At 63.3% G+C, this 23,917-nt stretch carries 27 protein-coding genes and 1 pseudogene; 15 read left to right on the plus strand and 13 right to left on the minus strand.

Annotated features, from left to right (window positions below):
* Positions 1 to 19: 19 nt before the first annotated feature.
* The gene (locus AC0NID_RS06425; protein ID WP_473451941.1) at positions 20 to 1,186 is read left to right on the plus strand and encodes an NAD(P)/FAD-dependent oxidoreductase; all 1,167 of its coding nucleotides are present in this window, start codon (positions 20 to 22) and stop codon (positions 1,184 to 1,186) included.
* 108 nt (positions 1,187 to 1,294) lie between these two features.
* Here AC0NID_RS06425 and AC0NID_RS06430 read toward each other — a convergent pair whose 3' ends face one another.
* Positions 1,295 to 1,720 (minus strand): GNAT family N-acetyltransferase, encoded by a 426-nt coding sequence (locus AC0NID_RS06430; protein WP_473451943.1) that lies wholly within the window; start codon positions 1,718 to 1,720, stop codon positions 1,295 to 1,297.
* Positions 1,721 to 1,881: 161 nt separating this feature from the next.
* Here AC0NID_RS06430 and leuD point away from each other — a divergent pair, with 161 nt between their 5' ends.
* Positions 1,882 to 2,487: a 3-isopropylmalate dehydratase small subunit gene (gene leuD / locus AC0NID_RS06435; RefSeq protein WP_473451945.1), complete on the plus strand. Its 606-nt coding sequence runs from the start codon at positions 1,882 to 1,884 to the stop codon at positions 2,485 to 2,487.
* Between the two features lie 84 nt (positions 2,488 to 2,571).
* A pseudogene (locus AC0NID_RS06440) lies at positions 2,572 to 3,455 on the plus strand (hypothetical protein).
* A 191-nt stretch (positions 3,456 to 3,646) separates the two neighbouring features.
* Here AC0NID_RS06440 and AC0NID_RS06445 read toward each other — a convergent pair.
* Positions 3,647 to 3,919: a tetratricopeptide repeat protein gene (locus tag AC0NID_RS06445; RefSeq protein WP_473451947.1), complete on the minus strand. Its 273-nt coding sequence runs from the start codon at positions 3,917 to 3,919 to the stop codon at positions 3,647 to 3,649.
* 75 nt (positions 3,920 to 3,994) lie between these two features.
* On the opposite strand from AC0NID_RS06445, the gene AC0NID_RS06450 reads away from it, so the two are divergent.
* The 4 genes from AC0NID_RS06450 (at position 3,995) to AC0NID_RS06465 (ending at position 6,419) form a co-directional block, all read left to right on the plus strand.
* Entirely contained in the window at positions 3,995 to 4,378 is a 384-nt protein-coding gene (locus AC0NID_RS06450; RefSeq protein ID WP_473451949.1) for a RidA family protein, read from the plus strand.
* An 8-nt stretch (positions 4,379 to 4,386) separates the two neighbouring features.
* A complete protein-coding gene (locus AC0NID_RS06455; RefSeq protein WP_473451951.1) occupies positions 4,387 to 4,737 on the plus strand; it encodes a VOC family protein in 351 nt (116 codons plus the stop codon).
* An 88-nt stretch (positions 4,738 to 4,825) separates the two neighbouring features.
* Positions 4,826 to 5,929, plus strand: a complete 1,104-nt coding sequence (gene leuB / locus AC0NID_RS06460) for a 3-isopropylmalate dehydrogenase (RefSeq protein WP_473451953.1) — start codon at positions 4,826 to 4,828, stop codon at positions 5,927 to 5,929.
* A 4-nt stretch (positions 5,930 to 5,933) separates the two neighbouring features.
* Positions 5,934 to 6,419, plus strand: a complete 486-nt coding sequence (locus tag AC0NID_RS06465; RefSeq protein ID WP_473451955.1) for a GNAT family N-acetyltransferase — start codon at positions 5,934 to 5,936, stop codon at positions 6,417 to 6,419.
* Here the strand turns inward: AC0NID_RS06465 and AC0NID_RS06470 are convergent.
* Both AC0NID_RS06470 and AC0NID_RS06475 read right to left on the minus strand, forming a co-directional pair.
* Positions 6,409 to 6,810 (minus strand): DUF805 domain-containing protein, encoded by a 402-nt coding sequence (locus tag AC0NID_RS06470; RefSeq protein ID WP_473451957.1) that lies wholly within the window; start codon positions 6,808 to 6,810, stop codon positions 6,409 to 6,411. The two genes, AC0NID_RS06465 and AC0NID_RS06470, sit on opposite strands and share 11 nt — an antisense overlap.
* Positions 6,811 to 7,145: 335 nt before the next feature.
* Positions 7,146 to 7,838 carry a DUF805 domain-containing protein gene (locus tag AC0NID_RS06475; RefSeq protein ID WP_473451959.1) on the minus strand — a complete coding sequence of 231 codons (693 nt, stop codon included), beginning with the start codon at positions 7,836 to 7,838 and terminating at the stop codon, positions 7,146 to 7,148.
* A 461-nt stretch (positions 7,839 to 8,299) separates the two neighbouring features.
* Here AC0NID_RS06475 and AC0NID_RS06480 point away from each other — a divergent pair, with 461 nt between their 5' ends.
* Complete coding sequence (locus tag AC0NID_RS06480; protein WP_473451961.1) at positions 8,300 to 9,427, plus strand: glycosyltransferase; 1,128 nt, start codon at positions 8,300 to 8,302, stop codon at positions 9,425 to 9,427.
* Between the two features lie 34 nt (positions 9,428 to 9,461).
* Here AC0NID_RS06480 and AC0NID_RS06485 read toward each other — a convergent pair whose 3' ends face one another.
* Entirely contained in the window at positions 9,462 to 11,321 is a 1,860-nt protein-coding gene (locus AC0NID_RS06485; RefSeq protein WP_473451963.1) for a DEAD/DEAH box helicase, read from the minus strand.
* Between the two features lie 192 nt (positions 11,322 to 11,513).
* Between AC0NID_RS06485 and AC0NID_RS06490 the strand changes: the two genes are divergently transcribed.
* The 3 genes from AC0NID_RS06490 (at position 11,514) to AC0NID_RS06500 (ending at position 13,344) form a co-directional block, all read left to right on the plus strand.
* Complete coding sequence (locus tag AC0NID_RS06490) at positions 11,514 to 11,645, plus strand: hypothetical protein (protein ID WP_276316434.1); 132 nt, start codon at positions 11,514 to 11,516, stop codon at positions 11,643 to 11,645.
* A 105-nt stretch (positions 11,646 to 11,750) separates the two neighbouring features.
* Positions 11,751 to 12,785, plus strand: coding sequence for an aspartate-semialdehyde dehydrogenase (locus AC0NID_RS06495; protein WP_473451965.1), 1,035 nt, complete (start codon positions 11,751 to 11,753; stop codon positions 12,783 to 12,785).
* Between the two features lie 106 nt (positions 12,786 to 12,891).
* Positions 12,892 to 13,344, plus strand: coding sequence for a GNAT family N-acetyltransferase (locus AC0NID_RS06500; protein ID WP_473451967.1), 453 nt, complete (start codon positions 12,892 to 12,894; stop codon positions 13,342 to 13,344).
* 3 nt (positions 13,345 to 13,347) lie between these two features.
* Here the strand turns inward: AC0NID_RS06500 and AC0NID_RS06505 are convergent, their stop codons facing one another.
* Positions 13,348 to 13,755 carry an ACT domain-containing protein gene (locus AC0NID_RS06505; protein WP_473451969.1) on the minus strand — a complete coding sequence of 136 codons (408 nt, stop codon included), beginning with the start codon at positions 13,753 to 13,755 and terminating at the stop codon, positions 13,348 to 13,350.
* A gap of 159 nt (positions 13,756 to 13,914) precedes the next feature.
* Here AC0NID_RS06505 and AC0NID_RS06510 point away from each other — a divergent pair, with 159 nt between their 5' ends.
* The 3 genes from AC0NID_RS06510 to AC0NID_RS06520 all read left to right on the plus strand — a co-directional run bounded on the left by AC0NID_RS06510 (position 13,915) and on the right by AC0NID_RS06520 (position 15,787).
* Entirely contained in the window at positions 13,915 to 14,820 is a 906-nt protein-coding gene (locus tag AC0NID_RS06510; RefSeq protein ID WP_473451971.1) for a bestrophin family protein, read from the plus strand.
* Positions 14,821 to 14,992: 172 nt separating this feature from the next.
* Positions 14,993 to 15,400: a DoxX family protein gene (locus AC0NID_RS06515; RefSeq protein WP_473451973.1), complete on the plus strand. Its 408-nt coding sequence runs from the start codon at positions 14,993 to 14,995 to the stop codon at positions 15,398 to 15,400.
* Between the two features lie 123 nt (positions 15,401 to 15,523).
* Entirely contained in the window at positions 15,524 to 15,787 is a 264-nt protein-coding gene (locus AC0NID_RS06520; RefSeq protein ID WP_126036096.1) for a YMGG-like glycine zipper-containing protein, read from the plus strand.
* Positions 15,788 to 15,881: 94 nt separating this feature from the next.
* On the opposite strand, the gene rpsP is transcribed toward AC0NID_RS06520, so the two are convergent.
* From rpsP to AC0NID_RS06555, 7 genes are all read right to left on the minus strand, one after another.
* The gene (rpsP, locus tag AC0NID_RS06525) at positions 15,882 to 16,283 is read right to left on the minus strand and encodes a 30S ribosomal protein S16 (RefSeq protein WP_126036094.1); all 402 of its coding nucleotides are present in this window, start codon (positions 16,281 to 16,283) and stop codon (positions 15,882 to 15,884) included.
* A 111-nt stretch (positions 16,284 to 16,394) separates the two neighbouring features.
* Positions 16,395 to 16,721: a chorismate mutase gene (locus AC0NID_RS06530; RefSeq protein WP_145719753.1), complete on the minus strand. Its 327-nt coding sequence runs from the start codon at positions 16,719 to 16,721 to the stop codon at positions 16,395 to 16,397.
* 7 nt (positions 16,722 to 16,728) lie between these two features.
* Entirely contained in the window at positions 16,729 to 18,339 is a 1,611-nt protein-coding gene (gene ffh, locus AC0NID_RS06535; protein ID WP_473451976.1) for a signal recognition particle protein, read from the minus strand.
* A 275-nt stretch (positions 18,340 to 18,614) separates the two neighbouring features.
* Positions 18,615 to 19,574, minus strand: a complete 960-nt coding sequence (locus AC0NID_RS06540; protein ID WP_473451977.1) for a lysostaphin resistance A-like protein — start codon at positions 19,572 to 19,574, stop codon at positions 18,615 to 18,617.
* A 149-nt stretch (positions 19,575 to 19,723) separates the two neighbouring features.
* Positions 19,724 to 20,323: a DUF1236 domain-containing protein gene (locus AC0NID_RS06545; RefSeq protein WP_473451979.1), complete on the minus strand. Its 600-nt coding sequence runs from the start codon at positions 20,321 to 20,323 to the stop codon at positions 19,724 to 19,726.
* Positions 20,324 to 20,386: 63 nt separating this feature from the next.
* Complete coding sequence (locus AC0NID_RS06550; protein ID WP_473451981.1) at positions 20,387 to 21,484, minus strand: zinc-binding metallopeptidase family protein; 1,098 nt, start codon at positions 21,482 to 21,484, stop codon at positions 20,387 to 20,389.
* Between the two features lie 85 nt (positions 21,485 to 21,569).
* Positions 21,570 to 22,817 (minus strand): flavin monoamine oxidase family protein, encoded by a 1,248-nt coding sequence (locus tag AC0NID_RS06555; RefSeq protein WP_473451983.1) that lies wholly within the window; start codon positions 22,815 to 22,817, stop codon positions 21,570 to 21,572.
* Positions 22,818 to 23,080: 263 nt separating this feature from the next.
* Here AC0NID_RS06555 and AC0NID_RS06560 point away from each other — a divergent pair, with 263 nt between their 5' ends.
* Complete coding sequence (locus AC0NID_RS06560) at positions 23,081 to 23,875, plus strand: lytic murein transglycosylase (RefSeq protein ID WP_473451985.1); 795 nt, start codon at positions 23,081 to 23,083, stop codon at positions 23,873 to 23,875.
* The last annotated feature ends 42 nt before the right edge of the window (positions 23,876 to 23,917 follow it).

Consider the following 23,917-nt stretch of genomic DNA (forward strand, 5'->3'; position numbering starts at 1 on the left):
ACCGGAAAGGCGACAGAAAGTGCGCTACGACGTCGTTATCATCGGGGGAGCCATCGTCGGCTCCTCGATTGCCTATTATCTGCGCGAGGAAGGGTTTTCTGGCTCGATCGCGCTGGTCGAGCGCGACCCGCAATTCGCCCATGCGGCAACGACGCTGTCCTGCGCTTCCATCCGCCAGCAGTTTTCTATCCCCGAGAACATCCGCCTGTCGCAGTTCACGCTGAAGCTGTTCCGGCGACTGAAGGAAGAGTTCGGCGCCGACGCCGACCTCGGCTTTCGCGAAGGCGGCTATCTCATCCTGGCCGGTGAGAACGGCCTGCCAATCCTCAAAGCCAATCACGAGGCGCAGATGGCCGAGGGCGCCGACATCGTGCTGGAAGACGCTGACCAGCTTACGCGGCGCTTTCCCTGGCTGTCGGCAGAAGGCATTACCGCCGGCGCATATGGCCGCAGCGGCGAGGGCTGGTTCGACGCGCATGCGATGCTGATGCTGTTTCGCAAGGCCTTGCGCGAGAAGACGATCGATTTCATCACGGCCGATGTCACCGGCATCGTGCGGCAGGGCGACCGGGTCACCAGCGTGAGCCTCGACAATGGCGAGCAGCTCGAAGCCGGCATCGTCGTCAACGCCGCCGGGCCGAATGCCGGCACGGTCTCCGCCATGGCCGGCCTGGCGCTGCCGGTGGAACCGCGCAAGCGAAACGTCTTCATTTTCGAGGCGCGTGAGAAATATGACGACATGCCGCTGCTGGTCGATCCCTCAGGCATCTATGTCCGTCCGGAAGGCTCGGTCTACATCACCGGCGGTGCCGAGCCGGAAGAGGGAGACGGTCCCGCCGACCCCGGCGATTTCGAGCCCGACTGGCCGCTGTTCGAAGAGGTGATCTGGCCGGTGCTGGCGACCCGCATTCCCGCCTTCGAGGCGATCAAGCCGACACGCGCCTGGGCCGGGCATTATGACTACAACACGCTCGACCAGAACGCAGTGATCGGCCCGCATCCGCAGGTCAAGAATTTCGTCTTCGCCAACGGTTTTTCCGGCCACGGCCTGCAGCAGGCGCCGGCGGTAGGCAAGGCGCTTGCCGAGCTGATCGTCCATGGCGGCTACCGCACGGTGGATTGCTCGGCGTTTGGGTACAGCCGCGTTGCCGAAGGGCGGGCGTTCAGGGAATTGAATGTGATTTGAGGCGGGAGGCCGTTCAGAATGAGCCGTTCTGTCGAGTTCCCCCCCACCCCTCTGGCCTGCCGGCCATCTTCCCCGTACGGGGGAGATTGGCAGCTTCACGGGCAGCCGTCAGCGCTCGCGGCCGAACCAGAAGGCGTCGGCCATGCGCGTCATGCCGATCCGTTCGTAGAAGCCGACGGCGTCGGGCACGGAAATCAGTGAGATTGCGACGGACGGCCCGAGCTGCCGCCGCACTTCGTCGAGCAGGCCCTTGCCGATGCCGAGCCCTTGCGCCGATTTGCAAACGGCGAGCTCGGAAATGTAACACACCCACGAAAAGTCGGTGATGCCGCGGGCGAGGCCAATCAGCGGCTTGCCAGGCGCATCGAGGCGCGCCGTCAACATCATATCCGCGCTGGCAAGCATCGTCTTCAAACGGGCTTCGTCATCGATGGGCCGGGTGGCGCCGAGGCCGGATTCCACCAGCACGCGGCGGAACTCGGCCACCTCGAGGGTTGGCTCGCTGGCGTAGAGGATTTTGGATCGCGTGGTCATGCCGGTGAAAGTGCACCATCGGGCGGCGGTTTTGAAGCTGTGTGGTGCCGATCTCGTGTTCCGCGATCACGAGCGAAGACAACCGCCTTTTATTTGCTCGCCTGTTTGTGTAAACCGGGCGCCAGCACATCTCCCGCAGCGAAAAGAAGACGGGCAAGACCATGGAAAAATTCACCAAGCTCACCGGCGTCGCCGCGCCGATGCCGATCGTCAATGTCGACACCGACATGATCATCCCCAAGGACTATCTCAAGACGATCAAGCGCACCGGGCTCGGCAGCGGGCTGTTCGCCGAGATGCGCTACAAGGATGACGGTTCGGAAAACCCGGACTTCGTGCTCAACAAGCCGGCCTATCGCAAGGCGCAGATCCTGGTGGCCGGCGACAATTTCGGCTGCGGCTCCTCGCGCGAACACGCTCCGTGGGCGCTGCTCGATTTCGGCATACGCTGCGTCATCTCGACCTCGTTCGCCGACATTTTCTACAACAATTGCTTCAAGAACGGCATCTTGCCGATCACCGTCAGCCCCGAGGATCTGGAGAAGCTGATGGACGATGCCTCGCGCGGTTCCAACGCGACGCTGTCGATCGATCTCGAAGCCAAGGAGATCCGTGGGCCGGATGGCGGCGTGGTCAAATTCGACCTCGATGACTTCAAGCGGCACTGCCTGCTCAACGGCCTCGACGACATCGGCCTGACCATGGAGAAGGCCGGCGCCATCGCCTCGTTCGAGAAGCGGAACGCCGAGCTGCGCCCCTGGGCCTGAGCGATGCGATGAAACCCGGCCGCGGCAGGCCGGGTTCGTGGCGGAGGACAGCCATGTCTTCCCGGCGTCTGCGCGCTGGCGTCGATGCTGATGCCGGTGGCTGGCGCGCATGCACAGACCGACAGGGTGCTCGTGCCGGCTGACGATCCGTCCGGCGGGGCCGCCGACCAGAGCGCGTCGAGCAATGCGGCCCTGGCCGACAATGACAGCCAGGCGCCGATCCCGTTCGAGGGTGGGCAGCTGACCATCACCCAGCAGGAAGAGTATGGCGAGAAGGTGCTGGCCTTCGACGGCAAGCAGCTGGCGAGCAATTACGACGTGTTCTTCGACAAGGTCGTCAAGGTCGGCGGCGTCGATGTGGCTCTGGTCGATGTCGGCGACGGCGGCAACCAGTGCGGGCCGGCCAAGCTGATCGTGTGGAAGCCGGAAGGCGGCACGATCCAGTCGACGACGGTCGAGCAAGACGAATGCGGCGCCCCGCCCGCGGCGGTGTCCGACTACGCCATCTATTTCGTGCCTTATCTCCTGCCGGGCGATTCGAAGCCGGCGTTGCAATGGTCGCCGACCGGCGGCCTGTCGACCTCTGGCAACCTGACCTACACGCCGGAACCCGGCACCGACTGGAAGGACGTCGACCCGGCGAAATACGACAGCATCGTCGATGCGCATTCCACAATGAGGCCGTCTACGAGGCGGCCGAAAAACTGCTCGGCGATACCATGCCCGAAATGGCGACCAGCCTGCTGGTCGGCGGCGGCACCGAGAAAACGGCGTCCGGCGCCTTCTACGCCACCGGCTGCGTGCCGCATGCTTGCGGCGGCAGCAACGGCTTCATGGCGGTCGACCCGGCCAAGCACACGCTCTATTTCGCCCGGCAAGGTGACAAACCCGAGCCGGATGCGTGGCCGGCGGTCAAGAGCTGGCCGGTCGATGTGAAGGAGGCGCTGGACAAGGCGCTGGCGAATTAACTTGGCGACGGAGCAATCGCACACCTTCGCCACCCTCGGGCTTGACCCAAGATCCAGGTCGCGACCTCGGCCCAAATTAGCGGCACGGCTGCTGGAAAAGCAGTTTGTCGTGATTCTTTCCACCGCCTCTGTCCTGCCGGCCTCAGCCCTTCGCTGCCGCTCCGGGTGTTCGTCGTTCGAAAAGCCAGGCCTTACTTCGCTCCGAGGCTCAATGCCTTCTTGCGGTCGGCGTCGGCACGCTTGTGATTGTCGTTGGCGTCCCACGCTCTGCTTCGCACTTTATAGGCGGCGGCAAAATCCGGTTTGAGCTTTATCGTCTGGGTTAAATCGGCGATGGCACCATTATAGTCCGCCTTGCTGATCCGAATCACGCCCCGGCCCAAATAGGCAAAGGGGTTTTTGCGATCGAGGCTGAGCGCTTTTTCGAAATCGCGCAGTGCTGCGGCGTCCTCATGTCTGCCCATCCTATCCATCTGTTTTGGCCTATGGCGGGATCGGCGTCTTCCCTGCAAAATAGTCACAACCGTCGCGAGGACACCATGCGCAAACTCATCTCCACCGGTTCGCCGTTCGAAAAGACCGCTGGCTATTCACGCGCGGTGGTGCAGGGCGACTGGTGCTTCGTCTCCGGAACGACGGGCTACGACTATGCCACGATGACCATGCCGGAGACGGTCGAGGCGCAGACGCGCAATTGCCTGGCGACGATCGCCAAGGCGCTCGGGGACGGCGGCTTCGAGATGGCCGATGTGGTGCGGGCGCATTACTACATTACCGACGAGGCCTTCGTGGACGTCGTCTTCCCGATCCTTGGCGAGGCATTTGGCGAGATCAGGCCGGCGGCGACGATGATCGTCTGCCAGCTCAACAAGCCCGAGATGAAGATAGAGATCGAAGTCACGGCCCTGCGGCGCACGGTCTGAGCACGGTCATGGAAGTAAAGCGCATCGTAGCCAACATCGAAACGCAGGACATCGCGGCGGCAAGGCGCTTCTACCAGGATGTGCTCGGCCTTGATCTCAAGATGGACCTGGGCTGGATCGCCACCTATGGCTCGCAGGAGACGATGACCGTGCAGGTCAGCTTCATGGCCCAGGGCGGCTCCGGCACGCCGGTGCCGGACCTGTCGATCGAGGTCGATGATGTCGATGTGGCGCTCGAGGCCATGAAGACCGCCGGCTTTGCCGTCGAATACGGACCGGCTGATGAGCCCTGGGGCGTGCGGCGCTTCTATGTGCGCGATCCGTTCGGCCGGCTGGTCAACATTCTCGCGCATCGATGATCACGCTTCCCATACGTAGGCTTGCGCGCCGGGCGCTTGGCGTTTAGCAAGGCCGCGGTTTCTCCAAACAATATTGGGACGGTTCTCCATGGCTTCGAAAAATCTTCTCCTGCTTGCCGGCGACGGCATTGGCCCCGAGGCGATGGCCGAAGTGAAGAAGCTGATATCCGCCATGAACGACAAGCTCGGCAGCGGCTTTGTCACCGACGAGGGCCTGGTCGGCGGCTGCGCCTATGACGCGCATGGCGCGGCGATCTCCGATGCCGACATGGAAAAGGCGATGGCCGCCGATGCGGTGCTGTTCGGTGCCGTCGGCGGGCCGAAATGGGACAAGGTGCCTTACGAGGTGCGCCCGGAAGCCGGGCTGCTGCGGCTGCGCAAGGACATGGAGCTGTTCGCCAATCTCAGGCCGGCGATCTGCTATCCGGCGCTGGCGGCATCCTCCTCGCTGAAGCAGGAGGTGGTCGAGGGGCTCGACATTCTGATCGTGCGCGAGCTCACCGGCGGCGTCTATTTCGGCGAGCCGAAGCAGATCATCGATCTCGGCAATGGCCAGAAGCGCGGCATCGACACGCAGGTCTACGATACGTTCGAGATCGAGCGCATTTCCGGTGTTGCTTTCGAGCTGGCCCGGACCCGCAAGAACCATGTCACCTCGATGGAAAAGCGCAACGTGATGAAGTCGGGCGTGTTGTGGAACGAGGTTGTCAGCCAGACCCACAAGGCGCGCTATTCCGACGTCAAGCTCGACCATATGCTTGCCGATGCCGGCGGCATGCAGCTGGTGCGCTGGCCCAAGCAGTTCGACGTCATCGTCACCGACAATCTGTTCGGCGACATGCTCTCAGACATCGCCGCCATGCTGACCGGCTCGATCGGCATGCTGCCTTCGGCCTCGCTCGGTGCGCCGGATGTGAAGACCAAGAAGCGCAAGGCGCTCTACGAGCCGGTGCATGGCTCGGCGCCCGACATATCAGGCAAAGGCATCGCCAACCCGATCGCCATGATCGCTTCTTTCGCCATGTGCCTGCGCTATTCCTTCGGCATGGTGGCCGAGGCCGACTGGCTCGAAGGCGCGATCGCCGCCGTGCTCGACGATGGGCTGCGGTCCAAGGACATCATGTCCGAAGGGATGACCGAGGTCGGCACGGTCCAGATGGGCGACGCGATCATCGCCAAGTTCCTGGGCTAAACCCATGGCGGTCGACGTCCGCTGGGCGACGACCGGCGATGCGGCGGCACTTGCCGTCATGCTGTGCGAGTTGGCGGTGCATTACCGGCAGCCGCCCCTTGATCATGACCGGGCACTGTCTGCGGCGAGCAAATGGCTTGGCGAGGAAAGCCCGGCCCATCCGCATTTCGCGCTTGCCTTCGTCGGGGACGCGGTGTCGGGCCTGGCCTCGGTGGCCATCGCGCACCCTGGCATCGATCTCGAGCGGCTGCTGTTTTTGAAAGATCTGTTCGTGCGCGACAGCGCCCGCGATGCAGGCGTCGGCCGGGCGCTGATTGGCTTTCTCGCCGGCCATTGCCTCAGCCAAGGTATCGGCCGCATCGACCTGACCACGGAGGACTGGAACGAAGGCGCGCTACGTTTCTACGCCCGGCTCGGCGCCGGGCGTCACGACCAGAAGGTCTTTCTCAGGCTGTCCGGCGAGGCGCTGAAGGCGATCGCTAAATCCTGACGCCGGCCGGCATCGCGCCCCATTGGTTTTGGCCCGTTTCGGATGGGATCAAACCGGAGGCCAGCAACGCCAGGCCGCCGAAAGCCGGAACGTAGCAGAGCGGGGCAAGCCAGCCGGTCAGCCCGACGTCGCGCAGGCGCCGCACAATGAGCGCAAAAGACGGAATGATCGTTACCAGCATGAATACGACGGGAAGAATGTGACCTAGCGCCGAGATATTCAGGTTGCCACTGAAAGTGCCGAGCGCAGTGTCGATGATCAAGGCTAAACCGAAAGTCACCATCAATGCGATAGTCCAGTAAAGGTAACAGCCCCAGAATTCCTTGCGGCGCGCGCGGCCGGCAAAGTTGACATGGTTCTCTCGCAGGGAGCGCCAGAAATAGCTCCACAACCCCGTGGGTCCGACAGGCCCGGCCTCGGCGAGACGGCCAAAGTGCCGCGGCTGACCGGCTCCCGACGCCGTCGTGCCGCCGGCCGGTGAGGCCGCAGCGACAATGTCGTGCGCCGTTCCATCATCCGGCCGGAATTCGACGGGCGTGCCCCCGGATCGGCGCCACGTGCTGGCTTAGGTCCTCACGCGCGAAGATAATAGCGCTTGCCGTCCGCTCCGTTGATGTAACCGAAGTCCTGATCCTCGTCGTAGTGAAACACTGTGCCGCGCATTGCCTTCCCCTAATTGTGTTCGCTGATACTATTCAAAGTTGCATGTAATGGCAGGAACACGCTTTAAGATAAATGACTGATGCCCGCCGGCACCGGGCCCCACTGATTTTCACGGGCCTGCGTCGGGATCAGCGCGAAGACCAGGATAATCAGCCAGCCGATTGTCGGGATGAACACCACCAGAAAAAGCCAGCCGGTCAAACCGATGTCGTGCAGGCGACGCACGTTCAATCCGATCCATGGCGGGATTGTCGCCAGCACAAACACGCCGCAAAGACCGACCGCCACTGCCGGAAATTCGTCAAGATTGCCCATGGCGTCGTCGACGAAGAGGCCGATGCCGACGACCACGATCAGCGCGATCGTCCAGAACAAGCAATAGCCCCAATATTCCTTGCGGCGGGCACGGCCGGCGAAATTGAAGTAATTTTCAGTCAGGCCCTGCCAGAAGTAGCTCCACAGGTCGGTAGCCGCGACGGGACCACTTTCAGCGGACCGACCGAAATGTTGCGGCTGACGTGCTCCGGTCGCATTGCTGGCTTGGGATGGGGCGACGGGTGGACTGGCGGTTTGGGCGCGGATCGGAAAAACGTCGCGTGCCCGTCCGCCAGCCGGCTGGAACTCGACGGTCGCGCCCTTGGTTATCGATGCTTCCCGGCGCAGATTTTCGCGCGCGAACGTATAGCGGTTGCCGTCGGCCCCGGTGATGAAACCGAAGCCCTGGTCCTCGTCGTAGTGAAGCACTTCGCCGCGCATGTCCCACCCCTCTCGCCACGTCCCGGCCAAGGTGTGGCACAGGGGCGAACCCGTGGGCAAGACCGAGCAACGCGGCTACCGTCTTCGCAGCAAATGAAGGATAAGGCATAAGGAGCAACCACGTTCGCCAAACGCAGACAATGACAATCGAGCGATCTGATGCAAGGACCAACGATGGCGAAGTCACAAGGCCCCAGACACTGGCCTCCTCGACACTGGCCTCCCCGATACTGGCCATCGACGCCACCGGTCTTGCGTACTGGCCACCCGGCAGGGGTCTGGCAGGCGTTCCGCGGGTAGAGAGCTTTCTCATCAACGCGGCGTTGGCGGATACCGATCCTTGCGTGGAGGTGGTGGCGTTCAGGTCCGGCCGCTTTCGACCGCTTGCTCCGTTTGAACAGGAGCATGTGGCGATCGATCAAGTTCCACCTCATCGCGCCAAACGATGGCCGGGAAGAAGCATGGCGCTGGCTCAGGCTTTCGAGGCGGTGAGGCAACACCCGTGGGGCAAGCGCGACGCCGACAGCCACCTTGCCAGGACGGTGACCAACGGCAGAGGCGGGTTCAATTTTCATGCGGTCAGGCTGCTGATCCGCGCCTATCGTCTGTCCCAGCGGGTACGGGCTTGGTTGGGCTTGCGCCAGTCTGTTCCGAGCCAAGCCGCTGAGGCTGAACGGAGCCTTGTGCTGATCAGCCAGCGCATCCTCACGCAGAAAGACCGGTCCGCGGTCTCGGGAGTCGCGGGTGATCTCGCCTTCCTCTGCCACGATCTTATCCCGGTATTGCGTCCTGATCTCCTCGGCGCGAACACCGGCGAGGGCCGCTACGGGTCCTATCTCGAGCAGTTCGTGCGCTTGCGCGCGCCAGCGTTTTGCGCCTCCGACGCAGTTGGTGCCACGCTCACCGATCATATGCGTAAGGCCGGCATCGCCCCGCCGGTGGTGTATCGGTTTCCGATGCCCTCCATCCTGCACGAGACCGCTTCCCGTATGGGCACGACCTCTCGCATCGAGGCTGGCGAGCCGTTCGTGCTCTATTGCTCGACTATTGAAGTGCGCAAGAACCATATCCTGCTGGCGCGGATCTGGCAGCAGGCACTCGAAGAAGGCGTCAAGCTGCCGAAACTTGTCTGCGCCGGGCGCTGGGGCTGGATGATCGAGCCGTTGCTCGCTTATTTCAAGGCTCATCCGGGTCTGCTCCAGTCGATCACGTTCACCGGGCTGGTCAGCGATGAGGAGCTCGTCCAATACTATCGCAGCGCTTCCTTCGGCCTCTTCCCGTCGCATATCGAGGGATGGGGATACGGAGCCTCGGAATGTCTCGATTTCGGCATTCCGGTCATCATCTCGACAACGCCATCCCTGATCGAAGCGACCGGAGGTCTGATGCCGGCGATCGATTCCAATGATCAGGCAGGTTGGTACGCCGCCATCCGCAGGATGGCGGAAGATGAGGCGTGGCGTTCCTCGCTGGTGGACCGCATCGCGAAGCAACATCGGCCGACGCCGGCTTCGGCGAGCTGGGCCGCTATCAAGGCCGGCCTGCAGGCCAGCGCGGCGCGCCGCCGCTCCGAAAGTCGAGCGCCTTGATCTCAAGGCTGCGGTGACAGCCCTCGTCCAGATTCTACGAAGGCCGTTTCTTCGACTTCTTGTTCTTGGCGGGGCCGGCCTTGTCGAATTTCGGTTTGCCTGCCTTCCCGGCCCAGGGTTTTGCCTCAGAACGCTGATCGGCTGACGGAGGGCGCTTTTCGAATTTCGGCTTGGGCGCGTTCTGGTCGAACGTCCGCTTGCCACGGTGCGGCTTCTTGTCGGACCGCGCTTCCTGATAGCCGGCCCGCGACAGGTCGGGGGTGCCGTCCAGCCGCTTCACCGCGATGTTGTTCTGTAGCTTGCGGTCCGGCCCGATCGCGGCAAGGAAGCGGTCGGCCCAGTCCGCCGCGATCTGCACGAAGGTTTCCTCCGGCTGCATCTTGATGGCGCCGATCTCGCGCTTGGTGATACCGCCTGTCCGGCACAGCATCGGGATCAGCCAGCGCGGCTCGGCATTCTGCCGGCGTCCGACTGATAGCGAGAACCAGACGCTGTCGCCGAAATCGTCGCGGCGGCCTGGCGCCTCGTCGCGACGGATGGATCTATCGCCAGAGGGCCTGTCGCCTGAGGGCGTGAACGGAGCGGCCTCGAGAAGATCCTCGGGCGCCGAGCGGCTAGAGCGGCAGAGACGCACGAAGGCGGCCGCCACCAGTTCGGCGCCACGTTGATCGAGAAGCGTGCTTACGAAGCCGCGCTCATCGTCCGTTACCGGTTCGCTGAAGACCGGGTCGGCGAGAATACGCTCGTCGTCGCGCCGCAGGACGTCGTCGGCCGAAGGCGGGCTTGCCCATGTCGCCGAAAGACCAGCACTTTGCAGCAGCCGTTCGGTGCGCCTGCCGGCATTGTTGGGCACGATCAACGCGCTGACGCCTTTGCGTCCTGCGCGTCCGGTCCGACCGCTCCGGTGCAGCAGTGTCTCCGGATTGGTCGGCAGGTCGGCATGGATCACCAGTTCGAGGTTGGGCAGGTCGATGCCGCGCGCCGCCACGTCAGTGGCGATGCAGACTTTTGCGCGGCCGTCGCGCATCGCCTGCAGCGCGTGGCTGCGTTCATTCTGGCTGAGCTCGCCGGACAGCGCCACGACGGAAAAGTTGCGGTTGTTGAAGCGCGCGGTCAGGTGATTGACGGCGGCGCGCGTGTTGCAGAACACCAGTGCGTTCTTGGCCTCGTAATAGCGCAGCACGTTGATGATGGCGTTTTCCCGGTCGGCCTGGGCTACGCTCAGCGCCCGGTATTGGATGTCGAGATGCTGCTTCTCCTCGCCGGAGGCCGAGATGCGCACCGCATCGCGCTGGTAGCCTTTGGCCAGCGTGGCGATGGAGCGCGGCACGGTGGCGGAAAACATCAGCGTGCGGCGTTCGGCGGGGGCGGCGTCGAGGATGAATTCCAGATCCTCGCGAAAGCCGAGATCGAGCATCTCGTCGGCTTCGTCGAGTACCACTGCCTTCAATTCAGACATGTCGAGCGAATTGCGGGTGATGTGGTCGCGCAGCCGGCCGGGCGTGCCGACGACGATATGGGCGCCGCGTTCCAGCGCGCGCCGCTCGGTGCGCATGTCCATGCCGCCGACGCAGGACGCTACCGTGGCGCCGGTCAGCTCGTAGAGCCATTCCAGCTCACGCGTCACCTGCAGGGCAAGTTCCCGCGTCGGCGCCACGGCCAGCGCCAGGGGTGCCGCGGCGTGAGAAAAGCGCTCGGAGCCGTCAAGAAGGGTCGGCGCCATGGCAAGGCCGAAGGCGACGGTCTTGCCGGAACCGGTCTGGGCAGAAACCAGCGCATCGGCTTGGCCGAGCTCGGGGGCCAGAACCGCCTTCTGCACCGGCGTCAGATCGACATAGCCGCGTTTTTCCAGCGCCTTTGCCAGCGCAGGAACGATACGTTCGAAGTTGGACATATTACTCTTTCGGAATTCGCAGTCCGCGCTCGTCTTGGAGCACGCGCCAGGGCCGTACAGCGCCGGGCCAAACAATGTTGGGCCGTTCGTACTTCGTGCGGCCGTCGTTGTACAGGGTGCGCGAGGAAGCTTCGCCACGATTGACTCTTCACGCAAAGCGCGTAAAAGCCGGCACCGAACAGGACAGCTTCGATGCGCGGCCTTCCAATGGCGCTTTATGCATTCGACTTCCCCGGCCATGGCAGCATGGTTCCCGGGCGGGCGAAGCGCGCATTCCTGCGTTCGACCAAAATCACGGCCAAAACGACCACTAAAATGGTCTGATCTCCCTTGGCCTGCTCGCCCTCTCCTCGGGTCCGGCCCGGGGCGAGACCCGCACCGGCCGGCGGGTTCTCCAAAACGAGCGGAGAGGGAAGAGGAGATTTTTCGATGAGTTACAAGGTTGCGATCATCGGCGCCACGGGCAATGTGGGCCGGGAAATGCTTAACATATTGGAAGAGCGCGGCTTTCCGGTGAGCGAGGTGGTGGCGCTGGCCTCGCGGCGCAGCCAGGGCACGGAAGTGTCGTTCGGCGACCGCACACTGAAGGTCAGGGCGCTCGACCAATATGATTTTTCCGACACCGACATCTGCATAATGTCGGCCGGCGGCAATGTCTCGAAGGAGTGGTCGCCGAAGATCGGCAAGCAAGGCTGCGTCGTCATCGATAATTCCTCGGCCTTCCGCTACGACCAGGACGTGCCGCTGATCGTGCCGGAGGTGAATCCGGACGCGATTTCGCTGTTCACGCGCAAGAACATCATCGCCAATCCGAACTGCTCGACGGCGCAGCTGGTCGTGGCGCTGAAGCCGCTGCACGACTTCGCCACCATCAAGCGTGTCGTCGTCGCCACCTACCAGTCGGTGTCCGGCGCCGGCAAGGAAGGCATGGACGAGCTGTTCACGCAGACGCGGGCCGTGTTCGTCGCCGACCAGGTCGACGTTAAGAAGTTCACCAAGCGCATCGCCTTCAACGTCATCCCGCATATCGACGTCTTCCTCGACGACGGCTTCACCAAGGAAGAGTGGAAGATGGTGGCCGAGACTAAGAAGATGCTCGACCCCAAGATCAAGCTGACGGCGACCTGCGTGCGCGTGCCTGTGTTCATCGGCCATTCGGAAGCGGTCAATATCGAGTTCGAAAAGCCGATCACCGCCGATGAAGCGCGCGAGATCCTGCGCGAAGCGCCGGGCTGCCAGGTGCTCGACAAGCGCGAGGACGGCGGCTACATCACGCCGCTGGAATCGGCCGGCGAGGACGCCACCTTCATCTCGCGCATCCGCGAGGATTCGACCATCGACAACGGCCTGTCGATGTGGATCGTCTCGGACAATCTGCGCAAGGGCGCGGCGCTCAACGCCATCCAGATCGCGGAACTGCTGATCGAGCGCGGGCTGATCCAGCCGAAGAAGAAGGCGGCTTAGTTTTCGCTCAGCTTACTGTTCGCTCACGGGCCGCACCGCCGCTGTCGCGGCTAGCCCTCTGCGGGGGCGCCGGACGACCGGCGGCCCGCAGTCGCGGGCTTAGAGTATGAGCATTGCCGCCAAAGTCGTGCTGCGTCCGGCCATGAGTTCGGATGCAGGCGCCATTGCGAAGATCATGCGGGCGGCGCTTGCATCGCTCGACTGGGTGCCGGTCATGCACACGCCGCCTGAGGACCTGGCTTTCATCAACGGTGTGGTGTTACTGCGGCACCATGTTACGGTCGCCGAGGCTGGCGGGACCATTGCCGGCTTCATCGCCGTCAGCGGCGAGTGGGTGGAACAGCTCTATCTCGGCCCTGGCTGGACCGGCCGAGGCATCGGCAGCCGGCTGCTGATGGAGGCGACCGTCGGTTTGCCGGTCGTGAAACTGTACTGTTTTCAGTCCAACACCGGCGCCCGGCGCTTCTATGAGCGCCATGGCTTTCGCGTGGAGGCTCTCCGCAGCGGCGTGAACAATGAGGAGGGCCTGCCGGACGTTTTTTATGTCCGAAGGCGCTGACCTTCAGCCTGTGCTCTCCGCCGCGAGTTTCCGCAGCATATCCATCGCCTCCTCCGCCCGGTCGGCGGGGACGAACAGATGGTCGTGATAAAAGGCCGAGACCGGATTGACGCCCATGCCGGCGGCGGCCAGACGCGTGGTGATGGCGGCGAGGAAGCCCACCGCTTCCAGCGACGAATGGATGTTCAGCGTCACCATGCGGCAGCGGAAGACGGTTTCCAGACCAGCGGCCCTGACTTCCTCTTCAAGCGCGATGAGCGTCGTGCCTTCGCGCTCGCGAAACAGCATCACCGGATCGAGAGAGGCAGGCACTGGCGCGTCGGGCGGCAGCGTGACGAAGACATGGACACCGGGACGCATTTCCGGCCTCATCATTGCCAGAAGTTTCTTCAGATCGGTCTCGCCGGCCATTGCTTGCTCCCCGAACGTCTTGCGGATTTGTCGATAGCGCGCCCTGCCCCAGGACGGCAAGACGACATCGCCATGTCGCTGGCAGCTGAGCTTGTGTGTGTATTGCATCGCACAACGGAACCGATCAGGATCATTGCCGGTCCGTGAAAAGGGGTTTCGATGATCGTTCGCCCGCGCCCGGGATTCTTGCATCTGTTCTTCATCATGCGCGGCTCGGTGGTGCCGCGCATCCTGCCGCAGATCTTCGGCTTCGGCGTCTATGGCGCACTGGTGGTGCTGGCGGTCAGGGCGCTGAAGCTCGACTTCGGCAATGCCGGCCCCGCGCCGTTCGCCTTGCTCGGTGTGGCGCTGTCGATCTATCTCGGCTTCCGCAACAATGCCGCCTATGACCGCTGGTGGGAGGCGCGCAAGCTATGGGGCCAGCTTGTCTTCGACATCCGCAATCTGGCGCGCGCCAGCACCGGTCTGATCGAAAACCGGGTCGAATTGCGCGGCCTGTTGATGGAGGCGATCGCCTTCTGCCACTTCTTGCGCGGTCTGCTCAGGCGGGTGGACGCAACATCGGACGCACGCGCGTTCATCGGCGACGAAGCCGAAAGTGCCGTCAAGCTAGCCAACCCACCCGACGCCATGGTGCGACGGATGGGCGAGCGAGCCGCAGCGCTGTACAAGGCCGGCGCGATCGATGTCATGGGCTACCGCATCCTCGATGAGCGCCTGTCGGAAATCGCCGCGGCGCAAGCCGGTTGCGAGCGCATCATGGGAACACCGCTTCCGTTCGCCTACACGCTGCTCCTGCAGCGCACTGCCTACATCTTCTGCCTGCTGCTGCCGTTTGGACTCGCCTCGACCGCCGGCTGGGCGACGCCGCTGTTCACGGCGCTGATCGCCTACACCTTCTTCGGCCTCGACGCGCTTTCGGAAGAACTCGAGGACCCGTTCGGCACCGAGGCCAACGATCTCGCCCTCGACGGCCTGTGCCGCGTCTGCGAAATCTCGGTGTTCGAGGCGCTCGGCGAGGCGCCGCCCAAAATGATTCCTGCCGAAAAGTTCTATTTTTCTTAAGGCGCGTCGCACTTTTCGGCGATATCCACCAGGATGTGCCGCTGTGCGACACTCACCGCAGCACCGTGCATCCAAAAAAATGCAGGCGTGTCGGATCGCCTTCAGGCGCCGCGTCCTTGTTTCAGGTCCTGGCGAAGAGAGCCAGTGCTCGAAACAACCGGAGGCAACACCAATGACCATTTCTCAAGCATCCGTGACGCCGGGCGCGCTGTGGGCAGGCCGCGGGCTGAGCGCCCTCATCGTGCTGTTCATGATCTTCGACGGCGTCATCAAGTTGCCGCCGTTCGATATCGTCACCCAGACCATGGTGCAGCTCGGCTGGCCGGCCGATCCCAACGTCTCACGCATGCTCGGTATCATCGGCGTGGTTTCGACCGCGCTCTATGCTGTGCCGCGCACCTCGGCGCTCGGCGCCATCCTGCTCACCTTCTATCTCGGTGGTGCCATCGCGACCCATGCGCGCCTCGGCAGTCCGCTGTTCTCGCACACACTGTTCGGCGTCTATCTCGGCGTCATTCTGTGGGGTGGCCTTTTCCTGCGCGATCCCAGGGTGCGCGCGCTGATCCCCTTCATCCGATAGGCGATCCGTGCAAGCGGAAAATGGTTGACGGCCGCCATTATTCCTCAAAACGGATCAAATTCCGCATCCGCGCGTTATCGACGCAGCGGGTAGGAGGCGTTTCCCGGTCGGGAGGAACGACAAATGAGAAAGACGATGCTTTTGATGGCCCTGTTGGTGCCGCTCGGTGCTTGCTCGCAGACGGAAAAGGGCGCGGCGGTCGGAGGCCTGGGCGGCGCGGCGGTCGGCGCTGCCGTGGCGGGCGATCCGGTGGAAGGCGCTGTCATTGGCGGCGCTGTCGGCGCCGTGGCTGGCGCGCTGATCGGCCGTGCCAGCGAAAGCGGCCAGTGCCGCTATCGCGATCGCTATGGGCGCGTCTACGTCGCCCGCTGCCCGCAAGGTTACTGATCGGGCCGCGTCATAGGCCGGACGGAACTGCGAAACGGCGGGCAAGGGCGCCCGCCGTTTCGCGTGGGTGATCCAATCAAACAAGAGAGCCGAATTATTCGGCGGTCGCGGCTTCCGCCTCGGCCGGCGCGGCTGCTGCGGCCGCAACAGCGGCGGCTGCATCTTCCTGCGCCTTCTTCAGAAGAGCGGCACGCTCCTGCGCCTTCTTGCCGGGCTCGGCCTTCTTCGGGTTGGAGCGAGCCTCGCGCTTGGCGATGCCGGCCTCGTCGAGGAAGCGCAGCACGCGGTCGGTCGGCTGGGCGCCGTGCGAGAGCCAATGCTTGACGCGGTCGGCGTCGACCTTGACGCGCTCACCGTCCTTGGGCAGCAGCGGGTTCCACGAGCCGAGCGACTCGATGAAACGGCCGTCGCGCGGCGAACGGGCGTCGGCGACCACGACGTGGTAATAGGGACGCTTCTTCGAGCCCGCACGGGCCAGTCGGATTTTCAATGGCATTTCTTTTCTCCTAAAAGCTCTGATTTTCGTTGATCGGGGTTATGGCTGTTGTCTTTGTGCATGTCGTTGTCCCAAAACCGCTCCGCACTTTTGGGCGACATGCACCGGTCCTCAGCCGGTTTTCGTTGCGCCGTTGGATGCGGCGATCTGCTCGTGATGCCGGATCACTTCACGGACGACGAAATTCAGGAATTTCTCCGCGAAATCCGGGTCGAGATGCGCATCCCTCGCCAGTTGGCGAAGGCGGGCGATCTGCTGCTGCTCGCGCGCCGGATCCGCCGGCGGCAGGCCATGCGTCGCCTTCAGCACGCCGACCGCCTTGGTGCAGCGGAAACGTTCGGCCAGCATATGGATGAGCGCTGCGTCGATATTGTCGATCGAGGCGCGGTAGTCGACCAGCGCCGCATAGGCGTCGGCCATGTCCTTTTCTTCGTTCATCGCGCCCTCACTTCTTCTTGCCGAGTCCGGGCAAACTACCGCCAGATCCCGGCAAACCAGGAAGCTTCATGCCGCCGGGCAGCCCAGGCAGGCCGCCACCTCCGGGTAGGCCACCGGGAAGGCCCTTCATGGCGCCGAGACCGGCGGCCTGCGCCTGCTTCTGCAAGGCTTCGAGCTGCTTGGGGTCCATCTTGGACAGGTCCGGCATGCCGCCGCCCATCATGCCGCCCGGACCGCCCATGCCGGGCATCATGCCGCCCAGCCCCATCTTCTGGGCCAGGCCGCCCATCATGCCGCGCATCAGGCCACCGCCTTTGCCCTTGCCGCCCATCGCCTTCATCATGTCAGCCATGCCGCGATGCATCTTCAGGAGCTTGTTGATCTCGGCCGCATCGGTGCCGGAGCCGGCGGCGATACGTTTCTTGCGCGAGTGCTTCAGAATATCGGGGTTGGCGCGCTCGGCCTTGGTCATCGACGAGATGATGGCGAGCTGGCGACCGAACATCTGGTCGTCGAGACCGGCGGCGGCCATCTGGTCCTTCATCTTGCCCATGCCCGGCATCATGCCCATGATGCCGCCCATGCCGCCCATCTTCGACATCTGCTGGAGCTGGCCGGCAAGGTCGTTGAGGTCGAACTTGCCCGACTGCATCTTCTTGGCCATCGCCGCCGCCTGTTCGGCGTCGATGTTTTCGGCGGCTTTTTCGACGAGGCTGATGATGTCGCCCATGCCGAGGATGCGGTCGGCGATGCGCTTGGGATGGAATTCCTCCAGCCCGTCCATCTTCTCGCCCGTACCGATCAGCTTGATCGGTTTGCCGGTGACGGCGCGCATGGAGAGTGCCGCACCGCCACGGCCGTCGCCATCCATGCGGGTCAGCACCAGGCCCGTGATGCCAACGCGCTCATCGAAGCTTTTCGCCAGGTTGACGGCGTCCTGGCCGGTCAGCGAATCGGCGACCAAAAGGATTTCGTGTGGCGACGACACCTTCTTGATGTCGGCCATTTCGACCATTAGCGGCTCGTCGATGTGAGTGCGGCCAGCGGTGTCGAGGATGACAACGTCATGGCCGCCGAGCTTTGCCGCCTGCACGGCACGGCGGGCGATGTCGACCGGCGTCTGGCCGGCGACGATTGGCAGCGTGGCGACCTTGACCTGCTCGCCGAGTTGCCGGAGCTGCTCCTGCGCGGCGGGACGCCGCGTGTCGAGCGAGGCCATCAAGACCTTCTTGTTCTGACGCTCGGTGAGGCGCTTGGCGATCTTGGCGGATGTCGTCGTCTTGCCCGAGCCCTGCAGGCCGACCATCATGACGACCACCGGGGCCGGTGCATTGAGGTCGACGGCGACGCCCTCGGCGCCCAGCATCTCGACCAGTTCGTCATGGACGATCTTGACGACCATCTGGCCGGGCTTGATCGACTTCAGCACGGCGGCGCCAACGGCCTTCTCGCGCACCTTGTCGGTGAAGGAACGCACCACTTCCAGCGCCACGTCTGCCTCTAGCAGCGCACGCCGCACCTCGCGCAGCGCCGCCGAGACATCGGCCTCGGACAGAGCGCCGCGGCCGGTCAGGCCATTCAGGATCGAGCCAAGACGTTCCTGTAGCGATTCAAACATTCTTTTTCCTTTTCCCTGGCACCCGGATGGTGCCCGAGAGGTAATGCGTCCGCGCCCAGTGTCCAAGCAAGAGCCAAAGCCAAAAAGCACCCGGGGGCGCACAGCGCTGCCGGATGTTGGCCTCCAGGATCGATTTACAGCACGTCACCTCAAAGAGGCTTCGGCGTCCTGGTCGGCTTGCTCGGAGGAATACTCGTCGCGGAATTCGCGGCGTGTAGACAGGAAATCGGCCGTGAAGTCAAGGTGCGGGTGGAATACGGTCGCTGAAACACGGCTCAATCGGCCGGCAAGCTCGATCCGTTGGGGTGCGAAGTATCCGGCTCGACCTTCAGCGGCGAGCGCGGATGAAGCAGCAGCAGGATCGTCAACAAGCTGCAGACGATGCCGATCGCCGCGATGAGAACGGCGTCAAGCGTCGTCCAGCCGGGGCCTTCGAGCGGCTTGGCGTTAAACAGGGCGAACGAATTATAGCTTTGCTGATGCGAAATCAGCAGGAAACCGGTCAGGTTGTTTCCGAGATGGACGCCGAAGGCAGCACCCAGATTGCCCGTGGCGTAGACCACAAGCGTCAGCAGCAGCGCAAAGGCGGCGATCGAGGCCAGCACGCAGGCGTTGATGGCAGCCGTCGAGCCGGGGGTCCAATGCATCGAAGTGAACAGAAGCCCTGGCAGCAGCGCCCAGATGAGGGGATTTTGAAACCGATTGGCCAGGCCCCTCAAGAGATAGCCGCGAAACAGCACTTCCTCGGACGAGGTCTGCAGCAGGGTCAGCACAAGGATCGGGATAAGAAACAGCAGCCAGGACGACAGGCTGATCGCACCGCGGGCAATGTCGGGTTGCAAGAAATAGAGCAAGACCTCGGAGAGCAGCGATGTAAGCAGCACCGCAGCCAGTCCCCTAAGGAATCCCGAGCGCGAAACCCGGCGGCTGGTGCCGATCAGCGCCATCAGCGACTCGCGATGGACCCAGCGCATGGCAGCCCACAGGCCGATCCAGATGCCGGCAAAGGAGGCGAGCGCGGCAAGAATCCCGGCGGGCGACGCCATGAAATCCTGCACCGTACCCGATGATGCCTGCCAAAGCGCGAAAAGATGGGAGCCGCCGATCAGCACGACCATGGTCGTCGCGACCCAGAACAGGGTGACGATCGTCGCTCCGAGCAACAGGCGCGGCAAGGTCGTCTTGGCGTTGGGAGAGCGCCGGTAACGCTCGAAGGCATCTGAATCGATCGTCACGCGGGTTCACAGGCTGGTGCTTCGGTATGGATGGTCTATGTGATCGGCATCTTCCGCGCAATCTCCCCTGTCCGAGCAACGATGGCGGACCACTCAGGTTATGACAGACCGCCGGTGGCGCCCGGCGGTCGCCCTGTCGGTTGGCGGTGTCAGCGCTCGACGTACATGATACGTCGGGTGCCCGGATCGACCAGCGCCGGTTGGTCGTTCACATAGACATAGCGGTAGTCGTAGTCCGGAATCTCCCGCAGCTCGACGGTATCGGGCAAGATCGCGCCGGGAACCACTTCGCCCTCGAGATAGACCGGGTCGAGCCGGTTCGTGTCGATGTAGGTGCGGACTTCTGCCGGCGGACGCCTGATGGGCTCGATCGGCTCGGCGGAAACGATCGTTCCGGTATAGGTGTCGGAATACTCGCTGTCGGCGGGCGCTTCAACGATGGAAATGTCGGCGTCGGCCGGGCGCCGGGTCAGGACAACTTCGTTGCCGCCGAAATCGGCCGTCACGTAGTCGGAATAGATCCAGCCCTGGCCATTGGCCTCGGCTATGGTGCACCATTTGCTGTTTTCGATGCAGCCCTCGAGCGTTGCCGACTGGCCGGCGGCGAGCACGCCGATGACCGGGTATTGCGGGCCGGGACCGGCGCGCACGTTGAGATCGGCGACGGCCGAGACGGCGGTTTCGGCCAAGGCTGCACCCGACATGGCGACTAACGCTCCAGCGACGGCAGGAAGCAGTATGCGGTTCATGATTTCGCTCCGTTTTCGTAATCCCTCGCGAACGAAAACGAAACAAGGCATCATGCGTTCCGGCTAAAATGCCTCGGCCGGCTCACGTTTTATTCCAGTTTCTTTCGCTACGCCGTTCAGGAGTTCGTGGACGAAAGCCAGCTTTTGCGCGGTCACCTCCGAGATGACGAAAGGATAGAGGTCGGGCAGGCCCATGCAGCGGTTGATCGAGTTGGAGGCTTCCGACAGCACCAGCCAGCGGGCGAGGATCCTTTCGAACGGCTCCGGAACGGCGACAGTTTCCGACGGCGCCGGCTGCAGCTCGCCGCCGGTGTCGCTGCGCGGCAGGTCGTTGGCCTCCACGGTTTCCAGTCGGCCGAGCGGGAAATTCAGCGCATGGACCATCTCCAGCGTGTCGGTGATGTGCAGATGGTGCGCCCATGTCTCGGCCCAGTCCTCCCAGGGATGGGACGTGGCATAGGCCGAAATGTGGCCCTGCTGCCAGTCGGGTCGTGCCCCATTGGCATGGTAGATCTTGAGCGCCTGCTCGTAATCGGCGCGCTCGTCGCCGAACAATGCGCGGAAAGCGACAAGCCTTTGCGGGTCGTCGCGGATCAGGCGGTCCCAATAGTAGTGTCCGAGCTCGTGGCGGAAATGGCCGAGCAAAGTGCGGTAGTTCTCGCCCATCTCGACGCGCCGCTTTTCGCGCTCTGCCGAGTCCGCCTCGGCGACATTGAGTGTGATCAGGCCGTTGTCATGGCCGGTCAGGATACGCTCGCCGCCTGGGCCGCCGCCGATCGGATCGGCGAGGAAGTCGAAGGCGAGGCCGGCCTCGTCACCGGCGTTCTGTTTGCGTACGACCGGCAATCCAGCGGCGAGCAGCGAATAGATGGCCCGCTTCTTTGCCGCTTCGACGCGGATCCAGCGGCGGCGGTTGCCATCGACCGAAAGGTCCGGGATCAACTGGTTCAGCATGCAGGCGCGGCAGAAGGCATGACCCGGTTCCGCCATCCAGTTGCAGGCGCACTCGTCGGCGTTGGTGCATTGGAAAACGCCGTCGGCGCCGGATAACGCGAAGCGCCCATGCCGGGGATCGTAGAGCACGGAGCTGGCACAGTTCAGGCACTGGGCGTTCTCGAAATAGAGGCGGTGGCCGCAATGCGGGCAATCGAAAAGCTTCATGTCAGTCTCAAATCATCAGGCCCGGATATGGTGCGGAGCGGCACATCGTCCAAACGCCTGTGAGCAATCAGCGTTCCCGCCGATGCTATTTTGCCGCAAGCTGGGCGGCGACGGTTCTCGCCACCGCCTCGCCCGACAGCCTGGCGCCGCCGCAGGTCTGCATCAGCGGACCGGCCAGATGCTCCCCGGCGAAGAAGATCTTTTCCGCCACCGGCTGCATCAGCGCGGCGCGCGCCTCCGAACGGCCGGGGCGGGCCGCCGCATAGGCGCCGCGCACGAACCGCTCGCCGCCCCAATTGGTCATCATGGCGCGTCCGACATGTTTTCGAATGTCGCCGCCGAAGATGCTGCACAGGCGGTCGGCGACGAAGTCGATGCCCGCCGCCTCGCCCGCCGCCGACATCTCCCAAGCGAAATCGCCGCCGACGAAACCGACCATCAGGTCTAGATCGAAGGGAAAGCAAAGGAAGTAGATGTCGTGCCTGGCCAGCCGCTCGATCAGCAGATCGTCGAACGGCTCAAGCCCGAGCCTCGTGCCTCTGATTTCGACCGGCAGCTTGGTCAGCATGCCCATCGGCAGGTCGAAGAAGGCCGAGAAATGCGCGTCGGGCAGCACCGGCGAGAATTCGATCTCCTCGAAGGCGAGAACCGCCGGCGAGGCGGTGACGATGGCTGCCTTGGCGCGAATGGTGCCACGATCGGTTACGCAGGCGACGCCAGGCCCGTCCCAGAGGATTTTCCGCACCGGTGTCGACAGCTCGACTGGCACGTCGGCACCGAAACGGGCGACCAACGCCCCAAATCCCTCCTTGGTGAAATAGTTCGGATCGAGATCGGCGGCGGCCTGAAAATCGCGGATCGATATCTCGTCCTCGTCGGCGCCGAAATCCATCGGCCCGGCGAAGGTGGCGGCGGCGCGCGGTGCATGGCCCCTGGCAAGCAACGCCGAAAGACGGTCGTCGTCGCCGTCCTTCACCTCATGCGCGGCCAGCATTTCGAACAGCCTGATATCAGCCACCTTCATCGCGGCCTCTTCGTCCTCGCTCGCCTTTCGGTTGCGATAATAGAGATGGTCGACATTCATGTCGTGATGGTGGAGCGTCCAGCGGGCGGCTTGCGCCTCGGGAAAGTAGGGATTGCGATCGGCCGCGTGCAGCCAGGCGCAGCCGATGTCGAAAGGAACGTCGAAATGCTGATCGCTGGTCCAGGCGCGGCCGCCGATGCGGTTCATCGCTTCGATCAGCTTGAAGGAAAGGCCGGCTTCGCGGAGGGTCTTGGCGGCGGAAAGTCCCGCCGAGCCGGCGCCAATCACCACGACATCAACGTCTTCCATGAATATTCTGCCCCCGCCACAATAATTACTTGATCGTAAGCAAGTTCTCCGGCATTCGCCAGCGCTGCTGTGGGAACGCGTAAACGACTTCTTAGCGCATCGGCTCGAAAATCGGTTCCGATTTTCGGAAAGCACGATGCAGGTTCTAAACCGTTGGAGCGACGTGCGTCCAAGCGGACGCACGTTGCTCCAACGGTGACAAGCGGGCGTTTCGCTGGCAAATTCGTATTTGGGAACGTGATTGAGGCAACCAGGAGAGCAACATGGCATTTCTTGCCAAGGGAAAGATTTTCGCGGCGGCGGCATCGATGACGCTTGCGGCGGCGACAGGCGCACAGGCCGCCCAGTGCGGCAACACCGGCGCAGGGTTCGAAGAGTGGAAGGCTGAGTTTGCCGCGGAGGCCAAGGCCAACGGTGTGGGCTCGAAGGGTCTGGCCGCTCTGGCTAACGCACGCTACGCAACAAAGACGATCTCCGCCGACCGCGCCATCCATAAGGCTTTCAGCGGCTCGGTGGACGCTTTCATGAAGCGCCGTGGCGCTTCCACGATCATTTCCAAGGGCCGTTCGCTGAAGAAGTCGAACGCGGCGCTGTTCGACAAGATCGAACGGACCTACGGTGTGCCGCCGGGCGTGTTGCTCGCTATCTGGGGTATGGAGACTGGCTTCGGTTCCTACCTGGGCAAACAGAACACGGTCTCTGCCATTTTAACGCTTGCCTATGATTGCCGCCGCCCGGAGTTCTTTTATCCGCATGGCGTTGCGGCCCTGAAACTGGTCGATCATGGAGCGTTGAGCGCCTCGTCGGTCGGCGCCATGCATGGCGAGATTGGCCACACGCAGTTCCTGCCGGGAAATGTTCTGAAGTATGGTGTCGGCAACAGAAATCTGCGCGACAAGAGCACGGCATTGGCTTCCACTGCCAACTTCCTCAAGGGCCACGGTTGGCGGGCCGGCGCGAGTTACGAGGCGAATATGGGCGCAATTGCCGGCTGGAATTCCGCGAGCGTCTATCAACAGGCCATCGCCCGCATGGCCACGGCGATTGATGCCGATTGATGTAAACTCTAGAGCGGTTCACCGTTTCGCGGAAATGCAAAA

The organism is Mesorhizobium sp. WSM4821 (genome assembly GCF_055901555.1).